Below are 16,330 nucleotides of genomic sequence, written 5' to 3'. Positions count from 1 at the left end.
CAGGCGCTGTCGCAGCTGTCGGAAGCCGCGCAGCAGACGGCCGAATCGCTGCGCCAGTCGTCGCAGGCGATCGACGACCTCACGCTCGTCGCGAACCAGTTGCGCACCAGCGTGTCGCGCTTCAAGGTCGACGCGTGACGCGCGTCGAGTCGCACGGCGCCGCGCACGCGCTGTTCCTGATGTTCGAGCTCGACGGCGAGCGCTACGCGCTCGACGCGGCCGACATCGACGAGGTGTTGCCGCTCGCGACCGCCAAGGCCGTGCCCGGCGCGCCCGAATGGATCGCCGGGCTGCTGATGCGCGGCGGCCAGCCGGTGCCCGTGATCGACGTGCCGATGCTCGCGCTCGGACGGCGCGCGCATGCGTTGCGTTCGACGCGGCTGGTGATGGTCCGCTACCGCGCCGGGCAGCTTGACCGCGAGCGCGTGATCGGCCTGATCATCGAGCGCGCGACGCAGACGCTGCGGATCGACCGCACGGCGTTCCGCGCCAGCGGCGTATCGACCGCGCGCACGCGCTGGCTCGGGCGCGTCGCGAACACGCCCGACGGGATCGTGCAGCAGGTCTCGGTGTCCGACCTGATCGACGACGTTGCGCGCCTGTATCTGTTCGACGGCCTGCCGGGCCACGGAGGGGAATCCGCATGAAAGAGTCCGATTCGCGATTTCGCGGCTGGCTGCTGCGCGAGACCGGCATCGACCCCGATTCGCTCGGCAACGATTTTCTGAGCCGCGCGCTGACGGAGCGCGTGCAGGCGCTGCAGGGCGACGGCGAGCGGCTGCCGTCGGCGGCGCGGCCGCCCGTCACGCCGGAAGCGCTCGACGCGTACTGGCAGCACCTCAACGCGTCGGCCGACGAACGGCGCGCGCTGATCGAGCTGTTCATCGTGCCGGAGACGTGGTTCTTCCGCGATCGCGAGGCGTTCGCGACGCTCGCGCGGCACGCGGCCGAGCGGCTCGCCGCGACGCCCGGGCGCGTGATCCGCGTGCTGAGCGCGCCGTGCTCGACCGGCGAGGAGCCGTATTCGGCGGCGATGGCGCTGCTCGACGCAGGGCTCGAGCCGGCCAGCTTCACGATCGACGCGCTCGACCTGAGCGCGCGCGCGATCGAACAGGCGCGGCTCGGCTGCTACGGGCGCAATGCGTTTCGCGGCACGGCGACCGAGTTCCGCGGCCGCTACTTCACGCCGGTCGCCGACGGCTGGCTGCTCGACGAGCGCGTGCGCGCGTGCGTGCAGTTTCGCCAGGCGAACCTGATCGAACCGGGCACCGATACGGGCATCCGCTACGATTTCGTGTTCTGCCGCAACGTGCTGATCTATTTCGACCGCGACGCGCAGGACCGGGTGATCGGTTCGCTCGAAAGCGCGCTCGCCGACGACGGCATGTTGTTCGTCGGGCCGGCCGAAACGGGCGTCGCGATGCGGCACGGGATGCGTTCGGCCCGCGTGCCGCTCGCGTTCGCGTTTCATCGCGGGCGCGATGGCGCCGCGGCGGACGGGTACGCGGCCCGCCATGCGGCGCCGATACCCGCGATTGCGCCGTACCGGCGCGCCGAGCGTTTCGCCGTGGCGCCGCCGGCTGCGACGCGCCCGCTGCTGGCCGTCGTCCCGCCGGCGTGGAGCGATGCCGCGCCGTCGCGCGCTGCCTTTGAACCGGCCGGGCGACCGACGGCGTTCGGGCCGCGGGCCGACGCGCGCGTCGATCCGCTGGGTGATGCGGCGAACGTGGCCGACACGCCCGCGCCCGCGCCGGCGGCCGCCGACGGCGCCGCGCCGACGCTCGAGGAAGCGCAGGCGCTGGCCAATGCGGGCGCATTCGACGAGGCCGAGCGCGTGCTCGCGCAGTTCTCCGCGCACGCCGGGCCGCACGCCGACGCGTTCTACCTGAACGGGCTGATCGCGGATGCGCGCGGGCGGGTCGCGGAAGCGGGCGATTTCTACCGGAAGGCGCTGTATCTGCGGCCGACGCACCATGAAGCGCTGACGCATCTCGCGACCTTGCTGGACGTCGGCGGCGACGGCGCCGGCGCGCAATGGCTGCTCGAGCGTGCGCGGCGCTCGGCCGGATAATGAGAGTACGGGTTGGGAGCCGACATCGGGATGACCGAGGAACGAATGAACCGCGACGCCGTTGCCACTGACGACACGACGATCGGCGTCGACGATTGCTGGAACCGGATCGGCACGCACGGCGACCGCTCGTGCGAGCGGCTGGCCGATTGCCTGCGCTGCCTGAACTGCCCGGTCTACGCGTATCACGCGGCGAAACTGCTCGAACGCCCGCTCGGCGCCGCCGAGCTGGCCGACGCGACGCAGCGGATCAGCGCGTTCGACGCGACCCGCGCGCACGGCGACGACGATACGCATCAGGCGGCACTGGCGTTTCGCGTCGCCGACGAATGGCTCGCGCTGCCGATCGGCGTGCTGCGCGAGATCGCCGGCACGCGTCCGATTCATTCGCTGCCGCATCGTCGCCATTCGGCCGTGCGCGGCGTGGTCAACATTCGCGGCACGCTGCGCATCGCGATCTCGATCGGCGCGCTGCTCGGCCTCGACGCGGGCAAGGGCCGCGAGGGTGGCGCGGACGGCCGTTTCACGCGGCTGCTGGTCGCCGCGCACCACGGCGAGCCGGTGGTGTTTCCGGTCGACGAAGTCGAGGGCGTGCTGCGCTTCGGCGCATCCGAATGGGTGCCCGTGCCGGCGACGGTCGGGCGCGCGAGCGCCGGCCTGTCGCGCGGCGTGCTGTCGTGGCGCGGCAAGTCGATCGGCTTGCTCGACGACGATCGGCTGTTCGACGCCGTGACACGGAGCATGCGATGAGCGGCGATGACGATCTGAGCCAACTGTCGCTGCTCGAGCTGTATCGCGAGGAGACGCGCACGCAGACCCAGGCGCTGTCCGAGCGCCTGCTCGCGCTCGAGTCGGGCGAGCCCGACTCCGTCGCGCTCGAGGCGTGCATGCGCGCCGCACATTCGCTGAAGGGCGCCGCGCGCATCGTCGGCGTGCCGCTCGGCGTCGACATCGCGGGGCGCATGGAAGAATGCTTCGTCGCGGCGCAGGCCGGCACGATCGCGCTGACGGCCACGCATGTCGACGTGCTGCTGGCCGGCGTCGACCTGCTGGTGCGCGTCGCCGATCCGCAGGCGCAGCCCGTGTCGCCGGCGGAGATCGAGGCGTTCGCGCTGGCGCTGACGGGCGCCGACGGCGCGCACGCGATGCCGGCACCGGCTTTCGCGCCGCCGCCGGCGGCCGCGGCGCCGTCCGTCGTGCCGTCTCGCGAGCACGACGGCGCCGCGAACGAGCCCGTGGGGGCCGGCGCCGCGGTGCCGCCGCTCGCGCTGCCGGCGGCCGTGCCCGATCCGGTCCAGGCCGGCCGCGCGGCCGGCGCGGGCGCGATGCGCCGCGTGCGGGCCGATACGCTGAACCGGCTGCTGAGCCTGTCCGGCGAGTCGCTCGTCGAATCGCGCTGGCTCAAGCCGTTCGCGGAGTCGATGCTGCGCGTGAAGCGCGCGCAGCGCGACGCGGCCCGTTCGCTCGATCTGTTGTACGAACAGTTCGCCGACGATCTCGACGCGGGCGTGCTCGCATCGGTGAACGAAGTGCGGCACATGCTCAACGACCTGCAGCGTTCGCTCGCCGAGCGCATGGACGAATTCGACCGCTTCGAGCGGCGCAGCACGCATATCGCCGAACAGCTGTACGACGAGGCGCTGCAGTGCCGGATGCGGCCGTTCGGCGACGCGACGCGCGCGTATCCGCGGATCGTCCGCGATCTCGCGCGCTCGCTCGGCAAGCAGGTGCGCTTCTCGATCGTCGGCGAAGGCACGCAGGTCGACCGCGACATTCTCGACCTGCTCGACGCACCGCTCGGCCACCTGCTGCGCAACGCGATCGACCACGGTGTCGAAGCGCCCGACGCTCGCCTCGCGCGCGGCAAGCCGGCCGAGGCGAGCGTGACGCTCGAAGCGCGGCATAGCGCCGGCTCGCTGCTCGTCAGCGTGATCGACGACGGGCCGGGCGTCGACATGGATGCGTTGCGCGCGGCGGTGGTGCGCCAGCGCCTGACCGACGACGAGACGGCCGCGCGGCTGTCCGATCCCGAACTGCTCGAATTCCTGCTGCTGCCGGGCTTCTCGATGCGCGATGCGGTGACCGACGTGTCGGGGCGCGGCGTCGGCCTCGACGCGGTGCAGGAGATGGTGCGCGGCGTGCGCGGCGCGGTGCGCATCTTCAATGAGCCCGGCGCGGGCATGCGCTTCGTGCTGCAGTTGCCGCTCACGCTGTCGGTGATCCGCAGCCTGCTGGTCGAGGTCGGCGGCGAGCCGTACGCGTTCCCGCTCGCGCACGTGCGCCGCACGCTCGAACTGTCGCACGACGACATCGACGTGCTCGAAGGCCAGCCGCATTTTCCGTTCGACGGCCGGCGCGCGGGCCTCGTCGCCGCGCACCAGCTGCTCGATGCCGGCGAGCCCGGCGTCGCGCGCGCGAGCACGGCGGTCGTGGTCGTCGGCGGCGAGCCCGAGCTCTACGGTGTCGCCGTCGACCGCTTCCTCGGCGAACGGATGCTCGTCGTGCAGCCGCTCGACAGCCGCCTGCACAAGATCCAGAACATCGCGGCCGGTGCGTTGCTCGAGAACGGCGACCCGGTGCTGATCGTCGATGTCGAGGACCTGATCCGCTCCGTCGACAAGCTCGTGCGCGGCGGACAGCTCGCGAAACTCACGCGCGACCGGCAGCTCGCGCTCGCCGACCGGCGCCGCCGCGTGCTCGTCGTCGACGATTCGCTGACGGTGCGCGAGCTCGAGCGCAAGCTGCTGGAAAAGCGCGGCTACGACGTGACCATCGCGGTCGACGGGATGGACGGCTGGAATGCGGTGCGCAGCGACGCGTTCGACCTGGTCGTCACCGACGTCGACATGCCGCGCATGGACGGGATCGAACTCGTCACGCTGATCAAGGGCGATCCGACGCTCAAGCGCGTGCCGGTGATGATCGTGTCGTACAAGGATCGCGACGAGGATCGCCGGCGCGGGCTCGATGCCGGTGCCGACTACTACCTCGCGAAGAGCAGTTTCCACGACGAGGCGCTGCTCGACGCGGTGCACGACCTGATCGGGGACGCACGCGGATGAACATCGGCATCGTCAACGATCTGCCGCTTGCCGTCGAGGCGCTGCGCCGCGTGATCGCGCTGCGCACGGATCACCGCGTGCTGTGGGTGGCGACCGATGGCGACGAGGCAGTGGATTTCTGCGTCGCGCATCCGCCCGATCTCGTGCTGATGGATCTCGTGATGCCGAAGCTCGACGGCGTGGCCGCGACCCGGCAGATCATGGCGCGCGCGCCGTGCGCGATCCTGATCGTGACCGCGAGCGTCAGCGCGAACACGTCGTCGGTCTACGAGGCGATGGGGGCCGGCGCGCTCGACGCGGTCGACACGCCGACGCTCGCGCTCGGCCTGCCGTCGGATGCGGCGCCGCAGCCGCTGCTCGCGAAGATCGACCAGATCGGCCGGCTGCTCGAAAGCCGGACCACGACGCTCGTGCCGCCCGGGCCGGCACCCGCGCGCGGCCAGCCGACGCTGATCGCGATCGGCGCGTCGGCGGGCGGGCCGACCGCGCTCACCGCGCTGTTGCGCGCGCTGCCGGCCGATTTTCCGGCTGCGCTCGTGATCGTCCAGCACGTCGACCAGGCGTTCGCGGTCGGCATGGCGGAGTGGCTCGACGGCTATACGCGGCTGCCCGTGCGCGTCGCGCGGCAGGGCAGCGTGCCGCAGGCGGGCGAGGTGCTGCTCGCGGCGACCAACGATCACCTGTACATCTCGCCGCGCGGCGTGCTCGGCTATACGCGGCATCCGGCCGAGACGCCGTACCGGCCGTCGATCGACGTGTTCTTCAACAGCGTCGCCGACGGCTGGGAGGGCGACGCGCTCGGCGTGCTGCTGACCGGGATGGGGCGCGATGGCGCGCTCGGGCTGAAGGCGATGCGCGCGAAGGGGTGCTACACGATCGCGCAGGACGCGGCGACGAGCGCCGTCTACGGGATGCCGAAGGCGGCCGCGGCGATCGGCGCGGCGTCGGCGATCCTGCCGCTCGACCGGATCGCGCCGCAACTGATTTCACGCGTGACGCGCATGCCGCTCGACTGACGGCGCGCCGCGGCCCCGGCGGGGCCGCATTGCGCGCGCCGTGCGGCGTCGCGTACAATTGCCGCCTGCGGAGATGGCATGCCTCCCTGCGGTCGATCCCGGCGCGTCGCGCGCGGTTCGGCCCTCAACCGCCGGTTTGCCCGGCTGATGATGCCTGCGTGTTCCTGGGGCGTCAGGAGGTCGCAGGCCGTCCATGCGGTATTCTGCCGCCCAGGTTTTGATGTCCCGTCGAATCTGGAAATCATGTTTTTTTCGACTTCTGCCGATTTTTTCGCGACCGTGCGCTACGTGTGCCGCTGGCTCGCGCTCTCTGCGTTGCTCGGCGCGCTGGCCGGCACGGCTTCCGCGTTGTTCCTGATAGCGCTCGACTGGGCGACCGGCACGCGAGTCGCGCATCCCTGGCTGCTGTGGGGGCTGCCGGCCGCCGGTTTGGCGACCGGCTGGGTCTACCACCGGTTCGGCCAGTCGGTCGCGCGCGGCAACAACCTGCTGATCGACGAGATTCACGACCCGAAGGCGCTGGTGCCGAAGCGGATGGCGCCGCTCGTGCTCGTCGCGACCGTCGTCACGCACCTGTTCGGCGGGTCGGCCGGCCGCGAGGGCACGGCCGTGCAGATGGGCGGCGCGCTCGCCGATCGCGTCACGCACCTGTTCCGGCTCGATCGCGAGCATCGGCGCGTGCTGCTGATGGGCGGCATCGCGGCCGGGTTCGCGTCGGTGTTCGGTACGCCGCTCGCGGGCGCCGTGTTCGGGCTCGAGGTGCTCGCGATCGGGCGCGTACGGTACGACGCGCTGCTGACCTGCGTCGCGTCGGCGATCGTCGCGGATGTCGTGTGCCGCGCGTGGGGCGTGCATCACACCGCTTATGCGATTCCGTTCGTGCCGGCCGTGTCGGCAACGAGGCTGGCCGCGACGGTCGTCGCGGGTGTCGCGTTCGGCGTCGTCGGCCGGCTGTTCGCGTTCGCGACGCATGCGCTGACCGCGTGGTTTCGCCGCGTGATCCGCCATGCGCCGCTGCAGCCGGTGCTCGGCGGCCTGCTGGTCGCGGTGGCCGCCACCGTGCTGAACGTGCCGCAGTACCTCGGGCTCGGGATTCCGACGATCGAAGCCGCGTTTCACGGGCCGCTGCCGGCTTACGATTTCGCGGGCAAGTTCGCGTTCACCGTCGTCACGCTCGCGTCGGGGTTCAAGGGCGGCGAAGTGACGCCGCTGTTCTACATCGGCGCGACGCTGGGCAACGCGCTCGGACAGGTGCTGGCGCTGCCGGTGCCCGTGCTGGCGGGGCTCGGTTTCGTCGCGGTGTTCGCGGGCGCGGCCAACACGCCGATCGCGTCGACGATCATGGCGATCGAACTGTTCGGCGCGGATGTCGGCGTGTATGCGATCGTCGCCTGCGTGGTCGCCTATCTGTTTTCCGGACACGCGGGGATTTATCGCGCGCAGCGGGTGGCGGTGGGGAAGGGGGCGCAGGCGGAGGCGGAGTAAGGCGGCGTGCGGGGCGGCCGGCCGCATCGCGACGGAAGCCGACGCCCGGTGATCCCGGGCATCAGCGGGAACGGCGGCGCTCTTCGCCGTTACGCCTTCGGCAGCTTCGTGACGTTCCGCGCGAGCAGTTCCTCGATATCGATGCCCTTCTCCGCGAGCAACGTCGTGACGACGCCGGTCAATTCCCCGAGGGTTTCCTTGACCGACTCGCGGATCGTATCCACGACGACCTGCGTGCTGCGCTCGATCTCGATATTGACCTTGTCGCCGACGCCCTTCGCATCGAAGGTGGTCGCGCGTCGCGTTTCGGGAATCAGCCAGACGTCGAACCAGCCTTCGTCGCGATTGACGTCCGACACGGTGAGGCTGCAGCCGTTGATCGCGATATAGCCTTTCGCAAACACGTAGCGCCTGAAATCGGCCGGCACGCCGATGCGGATCATCCGGTTGTGTTCGGATGACGCGATGTTCGCGATCGTTCCCATGAAGTCGACGTGTCCGGACAGCGGATGTCCGCCGATTTCAGCGCCGTCCTTCGCGGCCCGCTCGACGTTGATCCGGGCGCCGGTCGTGAGGTCGGCGAGCGTGGTGATGCGCAGGCTCGGCAACATCACGTCGAAGTCGATCAGCTCGGGCGAGTGGATGGTCGTCACGGTCAGGCAGACGCCGTCGACCGAGACGCTTGCGCCGATCTCGATGTCGGTGGTGAACCGCTCGGGGAATTCGATGCTGAACGTTCTCAGTTCGCCGTGATCCTTGATGGCCTTGATGACGCCAACACCCTGAACAATGCCTGTAAACATGATCCGCCTTTCGTCGCAAATTGCCTGGCCGGTATGATAAGTGATCCCGGCTCGCCTCGTTCGCAACGGGTTTGCCGTGCAGCGCACGGCGGCTCGCGTGGCGCCGTCGAATGGAATCGACGACGCACGCAACGGCCTGGTGAATTCCTGACGATCGCATCGACGTACCGTGTGGCGCAACCGGGCGCGGCGGCGGTGTGCCGCGCGTCCGGTTGCGATCGGGTTGCCATCAGGCTTGCGCCGGCTCCCCAAGCGGCCCGGCATTATCGTCCGCCGTGCGCCGCGGCGGATCGATCAGGCCCTTCGCGAGTTCCAGCGCCTGCCGCTCGAACAGCCGGCGATACGTCCCGCCGTCGATGCGGATCAGCGCGTCGTGGCTGCCTTCCTCGATCACCTTGCCGCGCTCGAGCACGATCAGACGGTCGAGCGCGCGCACCGTCGACAGCCGGTGCGCGACGACGAGCGTCGTGCGCCCGACCATCAGCCGCTCCATCGCCTGCTGGATCAGCACCTCGCTTTCGCTGTCGAGGCTCGACGTCGCTTCGTCGAGGATCAGGATCGGCGCATCCGCGAGGAACGCACGCGCGATCGCGACGCGCTGGCGTTCGCCGCCCGACAGCTTGATCCCGCGCTCGCCGACGAGCGTGTCATAGCCGTCCGGCAGCGCGACGATGAAGTCGTGCGCGCTGGCAAGACGCGCGGCGCGCTCGATCTCCGCACGGCTCGCGTCGGGGCGCGCATACGCGATGTTCTCCGCGAGCGTGCGGTGGAACAGCACGGGTTCCTGCTGGACGATCGCGATCTGGCTGCGCAGCGAATCCTGCCGCACTTGCGCGATGTCCTGGCCGTCGATCGTGATGCGGCCGCCCGACACGTCGTACAGGCGCTGGATCAGCTTGATGAACGTCGTCTTGCCCGACCCGGAATGGCCGACGAGGCCCACGCGTTCGCCGGGCGCGATGCGCATCGAGAAGTCGTCGTACAGCGGCACCGGATGGTTGCCGTAGCGGAACGTCACGTGCTCGAAGCGGATCTCGCCTTGCCCGATCCGGATCGCGGGCGCGCCGGGCCGATCGTCGATGCCGAGCGGCTGGCGCTCGAGCGCGACGAGCTCTTCCATGTCGTTGACCGAGCGTTGCAGGTTGCGGATGTGCATGCCGACGTCGCGCAGGTAGCCCTGCAGCATGAAGAACATCGTCAGCGAGAACGCGATGTCGCCGACGCTCGCTTCGTCGTTCGCCCACAGCCGCAGCGCGACGCCGATCATCGCCGCCTGCATCGCGACGAGCATCGCGCCCTGCAGGCCCCCGTTGAACGTGCCGCGCACCCACGTGCGGCGCGTGCGCTGGCGCCACTTGCCGATCACGCGATCGAGCCGCGCTTCCTCGCGCGTTTCCGCGCCGAACGCCTTGACGACCGCGTTGCAGCTCACGGCGTCGGCGAGCGCGCCGCCCATGCGCGTGTCCCACAGGTTGCCGAGCCGCGCGGCCGGCGCGACGATGCCGAGCGACACCGCGACGGTCACCGAGATGTACAGCAGCGAACCCGCACCGACGACGAGCCCCATCACCGGCCAGTGCGTGCCGAGCAGCACGGTCGCGCCGACGAGCATCGTGACCGACGGCAGCAGCGCGATCAGCACCGTGTCGTTCAGCAGGTCGAGTGCCCAGATCCCGCGCGTGATCTTGCGCACGGTCGACCCCGCGAAGCTGTTCGCGTGCCAGTCGGTCGAGAAACGCTGCACGCGATGGAACGACGCCGCGGCGATCTCGCTCATCATCTTCAGCGTGAGCGTGATGATGTTCAGGTAGACGCCCTGCCGCAGCAGCGTCGCGCCGATACCGAGCGCGGCCAGCGTGCCGAACGCGGTGACGGCCGCATGCCACGCGGCGGCGCGGTCGGTCAGGCCGCTCGACAGCGCATCGACGAGGCGCCCGGCGAACAGCGGCGTGAGCACGTCGGCAAGCGCGCCGAGCAGCGCCAGCGTCGTGATCGTCGCGATGCGCACCGGCTGCTTGCGCCAGTAGCGGAACGTGAAGCCGAAGACGGCCTGGAATGCCTGGCCGCCCAGATGGGTGGTTTTTCTGGTCATGTATCGTTGCCCGGCGCATCGCGCGACGGGACTTTCCGGTTCGGAGAACGTCGAAAACGCGACAGCCGGACCGCGCGCACGACGCGGGCGAAACGAAACGGGCTGTCGGGAAATTGCGCAGGCGGGCGGGTTAGCGGAGCACCCGGAAGCCGGCGCGGACGACGGGCTGGATCAGCCGCGCCGTGGGACCACGTTCGGGAAGGTTGCTGGCATTCGGAACATCTGCACCTCCCTGAAGTGAACGGTTGAAAGGACGCCGAAAAAGACGTGAAGGAATTTTATCAGCAGAGCCGGACGCGCCGCAACGTCTGACGAATGCGGCGTTGCAGCAGCGATGCGGTTAGTATTCGGGTTTTTGGCCCTCTTTCGTGCGTGTTCCGCGGTGCGGTGCCGCACGGGGCGGCGGGCGGCATCGATTACACTCTGCCGTTGCGCGCCGGCCGCTGCGGCCCCGCGGATTCACCCCGATACACTCCTGAGGAAACGATGAGCGACGTTCAGCAAGGCATCCTGGCTCCGATCGACACGGCGGCCCGATACCTCACTTTCACGATTTCGAACAACGTCAATGTGGCCGCGGCGCTCGCGGAATTGCGCGAGCTCGTCGACGGGCGCGACGCGGTCGCAGGCTTCGGGCAGGCGCTGGCCGCGCATCTCGGCCGCCCGGTTCCGGGGCTCACCGAATACCCGGCGTTCGCGGTGAACGACCGCACGCTGCCGATCACGCCGGCCGACGTCTGGGTCTGGCTGCGCGGCGACGATCGCGGCGCACTCGTGCTGCGCGCGCGGGCGATCGAGCGGGCGCTCGCGCCGGCGTTCGTGCTGCAGGACGCGGTCGACGGGTTCCGCTATTCGACCGATCGCGACCTGTCGGGTTACGAGGACGGCACCGAGAACCCGACCGGCGACGACGCGCTGGCCGCGGCGGTCGTCACGGGGCAGGGCGCGGGGCTCGACGGTTCGAGCTTCGTCGCGGTTCAGCAATGGCTGCACGACTTCGACCAGATGGAGCGCATTGCGTCGGGCGACATGGATCACATCATCGGCCGCCGCCGCTCGGACAACGAGGAACTCGACGACGCGCCCGAGTTCGCGCACGTGAAGCGCACCGCGCAGGAGAGCTTCGAGCCGGAGGCATTCATGCTGCGCCGTTCGTCGCCGTGGTCCGATGCGCGGCGCGCGGGGCTCTACTTCGTCGCGTTCGGCCATTCGTTCCGCGCGTTCGACGTGCAGATGCGCCGGATGAGCGGCGCGGACGACGGCATCGTCGACGGCCTGTTCCGCTTCACGCGACCGCTGACGGGCGCGTATTTCTGGTGTCCGCCGGTGAAGGACGGCAAGCTGGACCTGTCCGCGCTCGGACTCTGAGCGCCGGACGACATCCGCAAACGGGCGGGCCGCGCATCGCGCGCGGCCCGCCCGTTTTGCTTGTGACGCGGCGATCGCGTGCGGCGCGGTACGCCGCCCGTCAGTTCAGCGTCGTTTCGATGCGCGTGCCGCGCTTGATGAACAGCGTCACCGGCGTCTTCTCGCAGATTTCCGCGAGCCGCTGGCGCTGCGCGTCGTCGAGCGGGCCGTCGAGCGTCACGACGCGGCGCACGTATTGCTGCCCTTCACGATCGGCATGCAGTTCGGTGCGCACGTCGATGCGCGCGGCCGGCCACGTCTTGCGCTGCATGTACATGCGCAGCGTCGCGGCCGTGCATTGCGCGAGGCCGGCCAGCACGAACTCGAACGGCGCCGGCCCGAGGCCCTGTCCGCCTTCGCGCGGCGCTTCGTCGCCGGTCAGCGCGTGCGTGCCGGCCTGCAGCTGGACGACGTAGTCGGGCGCGTCGGCGGCGAGGGTGGCGGCAGCGTGGATGAGCGGCATGGCAAGTCTCCGGTAAGCGGGTAAGAGGCGGCCGCGACGATGCGCGGCGTGCGAGCCGTCAGCATACCGTCTCGACGAAAAACGCGGGCGCCACGCGCGTCGACGGGGCTCGCCGGGATCAGCCGGCGACGCCGGCACTCCGGCGCACGAGCGTGGCGACGCGTTCGCGCACCCACTGGTGCGCGCGGTCGGTCTCGCGCGACTCGTGCCAGTACGCGAGCAGCGGAAACGGCTTGAGCCGCAGCGGCAGCGGCTGCACTGCGATCGGCAGCATCGCCGCCATGCGCAGCGCATACGTGCGCGGCAGCGTCAGCAGCAGGTCGCCCGCCGCGGCGATCTGGCAGGCGGCGAAGTAATGCTGGCAGACGAGCTGGATGTGACGGAAGCGCCCGTCGTTGCCGAGCAGCACGTCGAGCGATTGCGGTTCGCCGAGCGACGACACCGCGACATGCCGCGCGGCGAAATAGTCGCTGCGCCGCAGCGGACCGCCGGTCAACGGATGATCGTGCCGCATCGCGACGACGAGCGAATCGTCGAGCAGGTGCTCGGTCACGATGCGCGGGCCGGTCTGCACGCGTCGATCGACGGCCAGATCGAGATTGCCCGACGCGAGTTCGCGTTCGATGTCGTGCACCGCGACGCGGCGGCTCACGAATCGCAGGCCCGGCGCTGCGCCGGCGAACGCGGCGACGATCTGCGGCAGCGCGATCGATTCGAGCACGTCGCGAATGCCGACCGCGATGCTCAGGTCGAGCGTCGCCGGGTCGAATGCCGCCGGGTCGCGCGCGGCGCGCTGCAGGCCGGCGAGGTGAAGCTGCACGTCCGCGATGATCGCGCGCGTGCGCTCGGTCGGCACGACGCGGTTGCCCTGGCGCACGAACAGCGGGTCGTCGAAATGCGCGCGCAGCCGGTTGAGCGCATGCGTGACGGCCGGCTGCGTCAGGTGCAGCGCACGGGCGGCCGCGCCGATGCCGCCGTGCACGTAGACCGCATCGAGCACGCGGAACAGGTTCAGGTCGAGACGATGGTCGGCGGGCACGGACGAAGGCGGCGTGGTGGGCGGTGAGGCGATTCTAATGGATGCGCGAACAACGGAACGCGGGTGCGCGTTGTACCGGCGACCGATGCCGTCCGATGCATGCCGATGACGATCGTCCCGCTACGCGAGCGTGCGTTGAGCCGATCCGCGATGCGAGGCAGGCGTCACGATGCGAGTCCGCCCGTCGGCACGCGCATTTCCGCGCGGCCAGATCATCGGTCGGCGATAGCCTGTAAAAATCCGCCATCATGCTGTCCCGGTCGGCCATTTCGTGACAAAGAGACGACCCGTTCGGCTAGTTCGGCTAAGATGCCGTCGCTTCATATTTCGAGATAGCCGTCCCTGTCGCACGTGTTCAAACCAAATATAAGCCTGACAGTTCGACGGCAATTAAAAGAAGTCGAAACAGTCCGGGGGCTTGGCCAGTGGAAGCAGCAGATCAGAGGTGGGTCGTAATCTATTTGAGTACGGGGTTTTCCTTGGCCGAGGCCGCGCGTCTGAGCGAGGCCTTCAACCTGGCGAATCGCCTGAACGCGTTCAATGCGGATTACCAGCTGAAGTACGTATCCGAAAAGGGGGGCTTGCTGCAGTCGTCGTCCGGTGTGCAGATCGCCGCCGATTCGCTCGGCGACGAGCATGGCCATCGTGCACACGCGTTCTTTCATCTTCATGGTGAGCGCGCGTCGATCAACTGGAACGATGCGTTGCGGCGCCGCCTGAGCGACATCCGCCGCCATGCGCGCTGGATCGTCGATGCGATGGGCCTGTCGACGCTCGCCGCGTCGCAGCGGCAGACGGAAGCCGATCGCGCGCGAACCGATCGCGCCCGCGGTGCGGCGGCCACGATCGAACTGCAGGCCGGCGAGGCCGACGTGTTCGCGACCGTGCTCGACATGTTCCGCGCCGATCTCGGCGACAGCGCCGCACAGGAGATCGCCAGCAACCTGATGCAGCCGGTCGAGCAGCGCTATGCGCAGTCGATGTGGGCGTTTCGCGAACTGAGCGCGAGCCCGTCGATCCGGATGTCGGTGCAGCGGCTGCGCGCGCAGAGCGCGAACCGCATTTCGGTTGCGGAAGTCGCGCAGACGGTCGCGATGAGCGAGCGCAATTTCCTGCGGCGCTTCAAGAAGGAAATCGGCGTGACGCCGACCGAGTTCGTGCAGCACGTGCGGCTCGAGCGCGCCTGCCACATGCTGGTCCACACGACGCTGCCGGCCGACAAGGTCGCGCGGCGCACGGGCTTCGGCAGCGGCGAGCGTCTGGCCAAGCTGTTTCGCCAGCGCCTGCTGGTGTCGCCGACCGAATTTCGCGTCGCCGAGCGCGAGCGGATCCTGACGAACGGTGCCGGGACGCCGCACCCGCAGGCCGATCGGCAGCCCGCGCCTCGACTCGCGACTGCCGACGGCGAGCGGGCGAGCCGGGGTGTGCGCGGCGATGCGCGGGAGAAAGCGGGGCGGATGAACGTAAAATCACCGTGTCGCGATCACGATCCCCGGTTTCCATGCCCCTGCTTCCCACTACCGCCACAGCCCCCTTCTGCCCGTCGGAAGTAAAGGGCAGCATCACGATCGACGCCGGCGCGTCGCGCTGGATGAAGCTCAAGCGCTTCTTCGGCCCGGGCCTGCTGGTCGCGATCGGCTATATGGATCCCGGCAACTGGGCCACCGACATCCAGGCCGGCTCGCAATTCGGCTATTCGCTGCTGTGGGTCGTCGCGTTCTCGAGCCTCGCCGCGATCTTCCTGCAGATGCTCGCCGCGCGGCTCGGCCTCGTCGCAGGCAAGGATCTCGCGCAGGCCAGCTACGACCGCTATGGCACCTTCGGCCGCATCGTGCAGTGGGTGACCGCCGAGGTGTCGATCATCGCGTGCGACATCGCCGAAGTGCTCGGCTGCGCGCTCGCGTTCAAGCTGCTGCTCGGCGTGCCGCTCGCGTGGGGGATCGTGCTGACCGCGCTCGATACGGTGATCGTGCTCGGGTTGCAAGGCAAGGGCGTCCGGCAGATCGAGGCGATCGTGCTCGGATTGATCGCGACGATGGCGTTCTGCTTCGTCGCGCAGGTCGCGATCACGCCGCCCGACTGGCATGCGGTCGCGAAGGGGCTCGTGCCGGGCAATCCGGGCCATGACCGCAAGGACGCGATCGTGCTCGCGCTCGGCATCGTCGGCGCGACGATCATGCCGCACAACCTGTATCTGCATTCGTCGGTCGTGCAGACGCGCCATGTCGTCGGCGGCGCGCGCGGCCTGATCCGCGACACGCTCGCGCTGGTGCGCATCGACACCTGCGTGTCGCTGTTCGTCGCGATGCTCGTCAATGCGGCGATCCTGGTCGTCGCGGGCGCGGCGTTCCATGCGACCGGCCAGCACGACGTGACCGACATCGAACAGGCGTACCGGCTGATCACGCCGATCGCGGGCGGCGCGGCCGCGCTGCTGTTCGGCATCGCGCTGCTCGCGTCGGGGCAAAGCTCGACGCTGACCGGCACGATCGCCGGCCAGGTGATCATGGACGGCTTCCTGCATACGAAAATCCCTTGCTACCAGCGCCGGCTGATCACGCGCGGGCTCGCACTGGTGCCCGCGCTGATCGGCGTGCTGTGGCTCGGCGAAAACTCGGTCGGGCAATTGCTCGTCTGGAGCCAGGTGCTGCTGAGCCTGCAGCTGCCGTTCGCGATGTGGCCGCTGATCCGGTCGGTCAGCGATCGCAACACGATGGGCGAGCATGCGATCGGCCGCGGGATGCAGGCCGCCGCCTGGGTACTGTTCGCCGTCATAACGGGCACGAACCTGCTGCTGATCACGGGTGTCGCGGGCTGATACAGCTTGTCACAGGCTGAAACAGGCGCGTGGCGCGCCTGCGTTAAACTGCGCCTTTTGCCAGCCGTTCGACG

The 16,330-nt window shown here is 69.7% G+C and carries 13 protein-coding genes and 1 riboswitch; of the genes, 9 read left to right on the top strand and 4 right to left on the bottom strand.

What is annotated here, in order from left to right:
* Positions 1-134 precede the first annotated feature (134 nt).
* The 6 genes from DIE16_RS06465 (at position 135) to DIE16_RS06440 (ending at position 7,634) form a co-directional block, all read left to right on the top strand.
* Positions 135-647 carry a chemotaxis protein CheW gene (locus tag DIE16_RS06465; protein WP_124486486.1) on the top strand — a complete coding sequence of 171 codons (513 nt, stop codon included), beginning with the start codon at positions 135-137 and terminating at the stop codon, positions 645-647.
* Entirely contained in the window at positions 644-2,071 is a 1,428-nt protein-coding gene (locus DIE16_RS06460) for a protein-glutamate O-methyltransferase CheR (RefSeq protein WP_124892045.1), read from the top strand. Before DIE16_RS06465 ends, DIE16_RS06460 begins: the two co-directional genes overlap by 4 nt.
* Before the next feature lie 45 nt (positions 2,072-2,116).
* Positions 2,117-2,821: a chemotaxis protein CheW gene (locus DIE16_RS06455; protein WP_124523282.1), complete on the top strand. Its 705-nt coding sequence runs from the start codon at positions 2,117-2,119 to the stop codon at positions 2,819-2,821.
* A complete protein-coding gene (locus tag DIE16_RS06450) occupies positions 2,818-5,133 on the top strand; it encodes a hybrid sensor histidine kinase/response regulator (protein WP_124486484.1) in 2,316 nt (771 codons plus the stop codon). The genes DIE16_RS06455 and DIE16_RS06450 overlap by 4 nt, the downstream gene beginning before the upstream one ends.
* Positions 5,130-6,149, top strand: a complete 1,020-nt coding sequence (locus DIE16_RS06445; protein WP_044846626.1) for a chemotaxis response regulator protein-glutamate methylesterase — start codon at positions 5,130-5,132, stop codon at positions 6,147-6,149. Before DIE16_RS06450 ends, DIE16_RS06445 begins: the two co-directional genes overlap by 4 nt.
* A 60-nt stretch (positions 6,150-6,209) precedes the next feature.
* A riboswitch (Fluoride riboswitch) is annotated at positions 6,210-6,313 on the top strand.
* 79 nt (positions 6,314-6,392) lie between these two features.
* Complete coding sequence (locus DIE16_RS06440) at positions 6,393-7,634, top strand: voltage-gated chloride channel family protein (RefSeq protein ID WP_124486483.1); 1,242 nt, start codon at positions 6,393-6,395, stop codon at positions 7,632-7,634.
* Positions 7,635-7,723: 89 nt separating this feature from the next.
* Here the strand turns inward: DIE16_RS06440 and DIE16_RS06435 are convergent, their stop codons facing one another.
* Positions 7,724-8,437: a riboflavin synthase subunit alpha gene (locus DIE16_RS06435; RefSeq protein WP_124646456.1), complete on the bottom strand. Its 714-nt coding sequence runs from the start codon at positions 8,435-8,437 to the stop codon at positions 7,724-7,726.
* Positions 8,438-8,666: 229 nt separating this feature from the next.
* Positions 8,667-10,529 (bottom strand): ABC transporter ATP-binding protein, encoded by a 1,863-nt coding sequence (locus DIE16_RS06430; protein WP_124892044.1) that lies wholly within the window; start codon positions 10,527-10,529, stop codon positions 8,667-8,669.
* A 486-nt stretch (positions 10,530-11,015) separates the two neighbouring features.
* Here DIE16_RS06430 and DIE16_RS06420 point away from each other — a divergent pair, with 486 nt between their 5' ends.
* The gene (locus DIE16_RS06420) at positions 11,016-11,897 is read left to right on the top strand and encodes a Dyp-type peroxidase (protein WP_124892043.1); all 882 of its coding nucleotides are present in this window, start codon (positions 11,016-11,018) and stop codon (positions 11,895-11,897) included.
* Between the two features lie 100 nt (positions 11,898-11,997).
* Here the strand turns inward: DIE16_RS06420 and DIE16_RS06415 are convergent, their stop codons facing one another.
* Positions 11,998-12,399, bottom strand: coding sequence for an OsmC family protein (locus DIE16_RS06415; RefSeq protein WP_063551251.1), 402 nt, complete (start codon positions 12,397-12,399; stop codon positions 11,998-12,000).
* Between the two features lie 118 nt (positions 12,400-12,517).
* Positions 12,518-13,438, bottom strand: a complete 921-nt coding sequence (locus DIE16_RS06410) for a LysR family transcriptional regulator (protein ID WP_124892042.1) — start codon at positions 13,436-13,438, stop codon at positions 12,518-12,520.
* 479 nt (positions 13,439-13,917) lie between these two features.
* Between DIE16_RS06410 and DIE16_RS06405 the strand changes: the two genes are divergently transcribed.
* Complete coding sequence (locus DIE16_RS06405) at positions 13,918-14,991, top strand: helix-turn-helix domain-containing protein (RefSeq protein ID WP_124486478.1); 1,074 nt, start codon at positions 13,918-13,920, stop codon at positions 14,989-14,991.
* A complete protein-coding gene (locus tag DIE16_RS06400; RefSeq protein WP_124522616.1) occupies positions 14,940-16,256 on the top strand; it encodes an Nramp family divalent metal transporter in 1,317 nt (438 codons plus the stop codon). The genes DIE16_RS06405 and DIE16_RS06400 overlap by 52 nt, the downstream gene beginning before the upstream one ends.
* The last annotated feature ends 74 nt before the right edge of the window (positions 16,257-16,330 follow it).

Source organism: Burkholderia sp. Bp9090 (assembly GCF_003857985.1).
Lineage (GTDB): Bacteria > Pseudomonadota > Gammaproteobacteria > Burkholderiales > Burkholderiaceae > Burkholderia.
The sequence above is the reverse complement of the archived record's forward strand: the minus strand, read 5'-3'. Positions and strand labels throughout refer to the sequence as shown.

Coding starts and splice junctions, on each gene's coding strand:
- DIE16_RS06420 (WP_124892043.1), top strand. CDS start 11,016: ATGAGCGACGTTCAGCAAGGCATCCTGGCTCCGATCGACACGGCGGCC.
- DIE16_RS06450 (WP_124486484.1), top strand. CDS start 2,818: ATGAGCGGCGATGACGATCTGAGCCAACTGTCGCTGCTCGAGCTGTAT.
- DIE16_RS06460 (WP_124892045.1), top strand. CDS start 644: ATGAAAGAGTCCGATTCGCGATTTCGCGGCTGGCTGCTGCGCGAGACC.
- DIE16_RS06415 (WP_063551251.1), bottom strand. CDS start 12,399: ATGCCGCTCATCCACGCTGCCGCCACCCTCGCCGCCGACGCGCCCGAC.
- DIE16_RS06400 (WP_124522616.1), top strand. CDS start 14,940: ATGCCCCTGCTTCCCACTACCGCCACAGCCCCCTTCTGCCCGTCGGAA.
- DIE16_RS06440 (WP_124486483.1), top strand. CDS start 6,393: ATGTTTTTTTCGACTTCTGCCGATTTTTTCGCGACCGTGCGCTACGTG.
- DIE16_RS06430 (WP_124892044.1), bottom strand. CDS start 10,529: ATGACCAGAAAAACCACCCATCTGGGCGGCCAGGCATTCCAGGCCGTC.
- DIE16_RS06445 (WP_044846626.1), top strand. CDS start 5,130: ATGAACATCGGCATCGTCAACGATCTGCCGCTTGCCGTCGAGGCGCTG.
- DIE16_RS06455 (WP_124523282.1), top strand. CDS start 2,117: ATGAACCGCGACGCCGTTGCCACTGACGACACGACGATCGGCGTCGAC.
- DIE16_RS06435 (WP_124646456.1), bottom strand. CDS start 8,437: ATGTTTACAGGCATTGTTCAGGGTGTTGGCGTCATCAAGGCCATCAAG.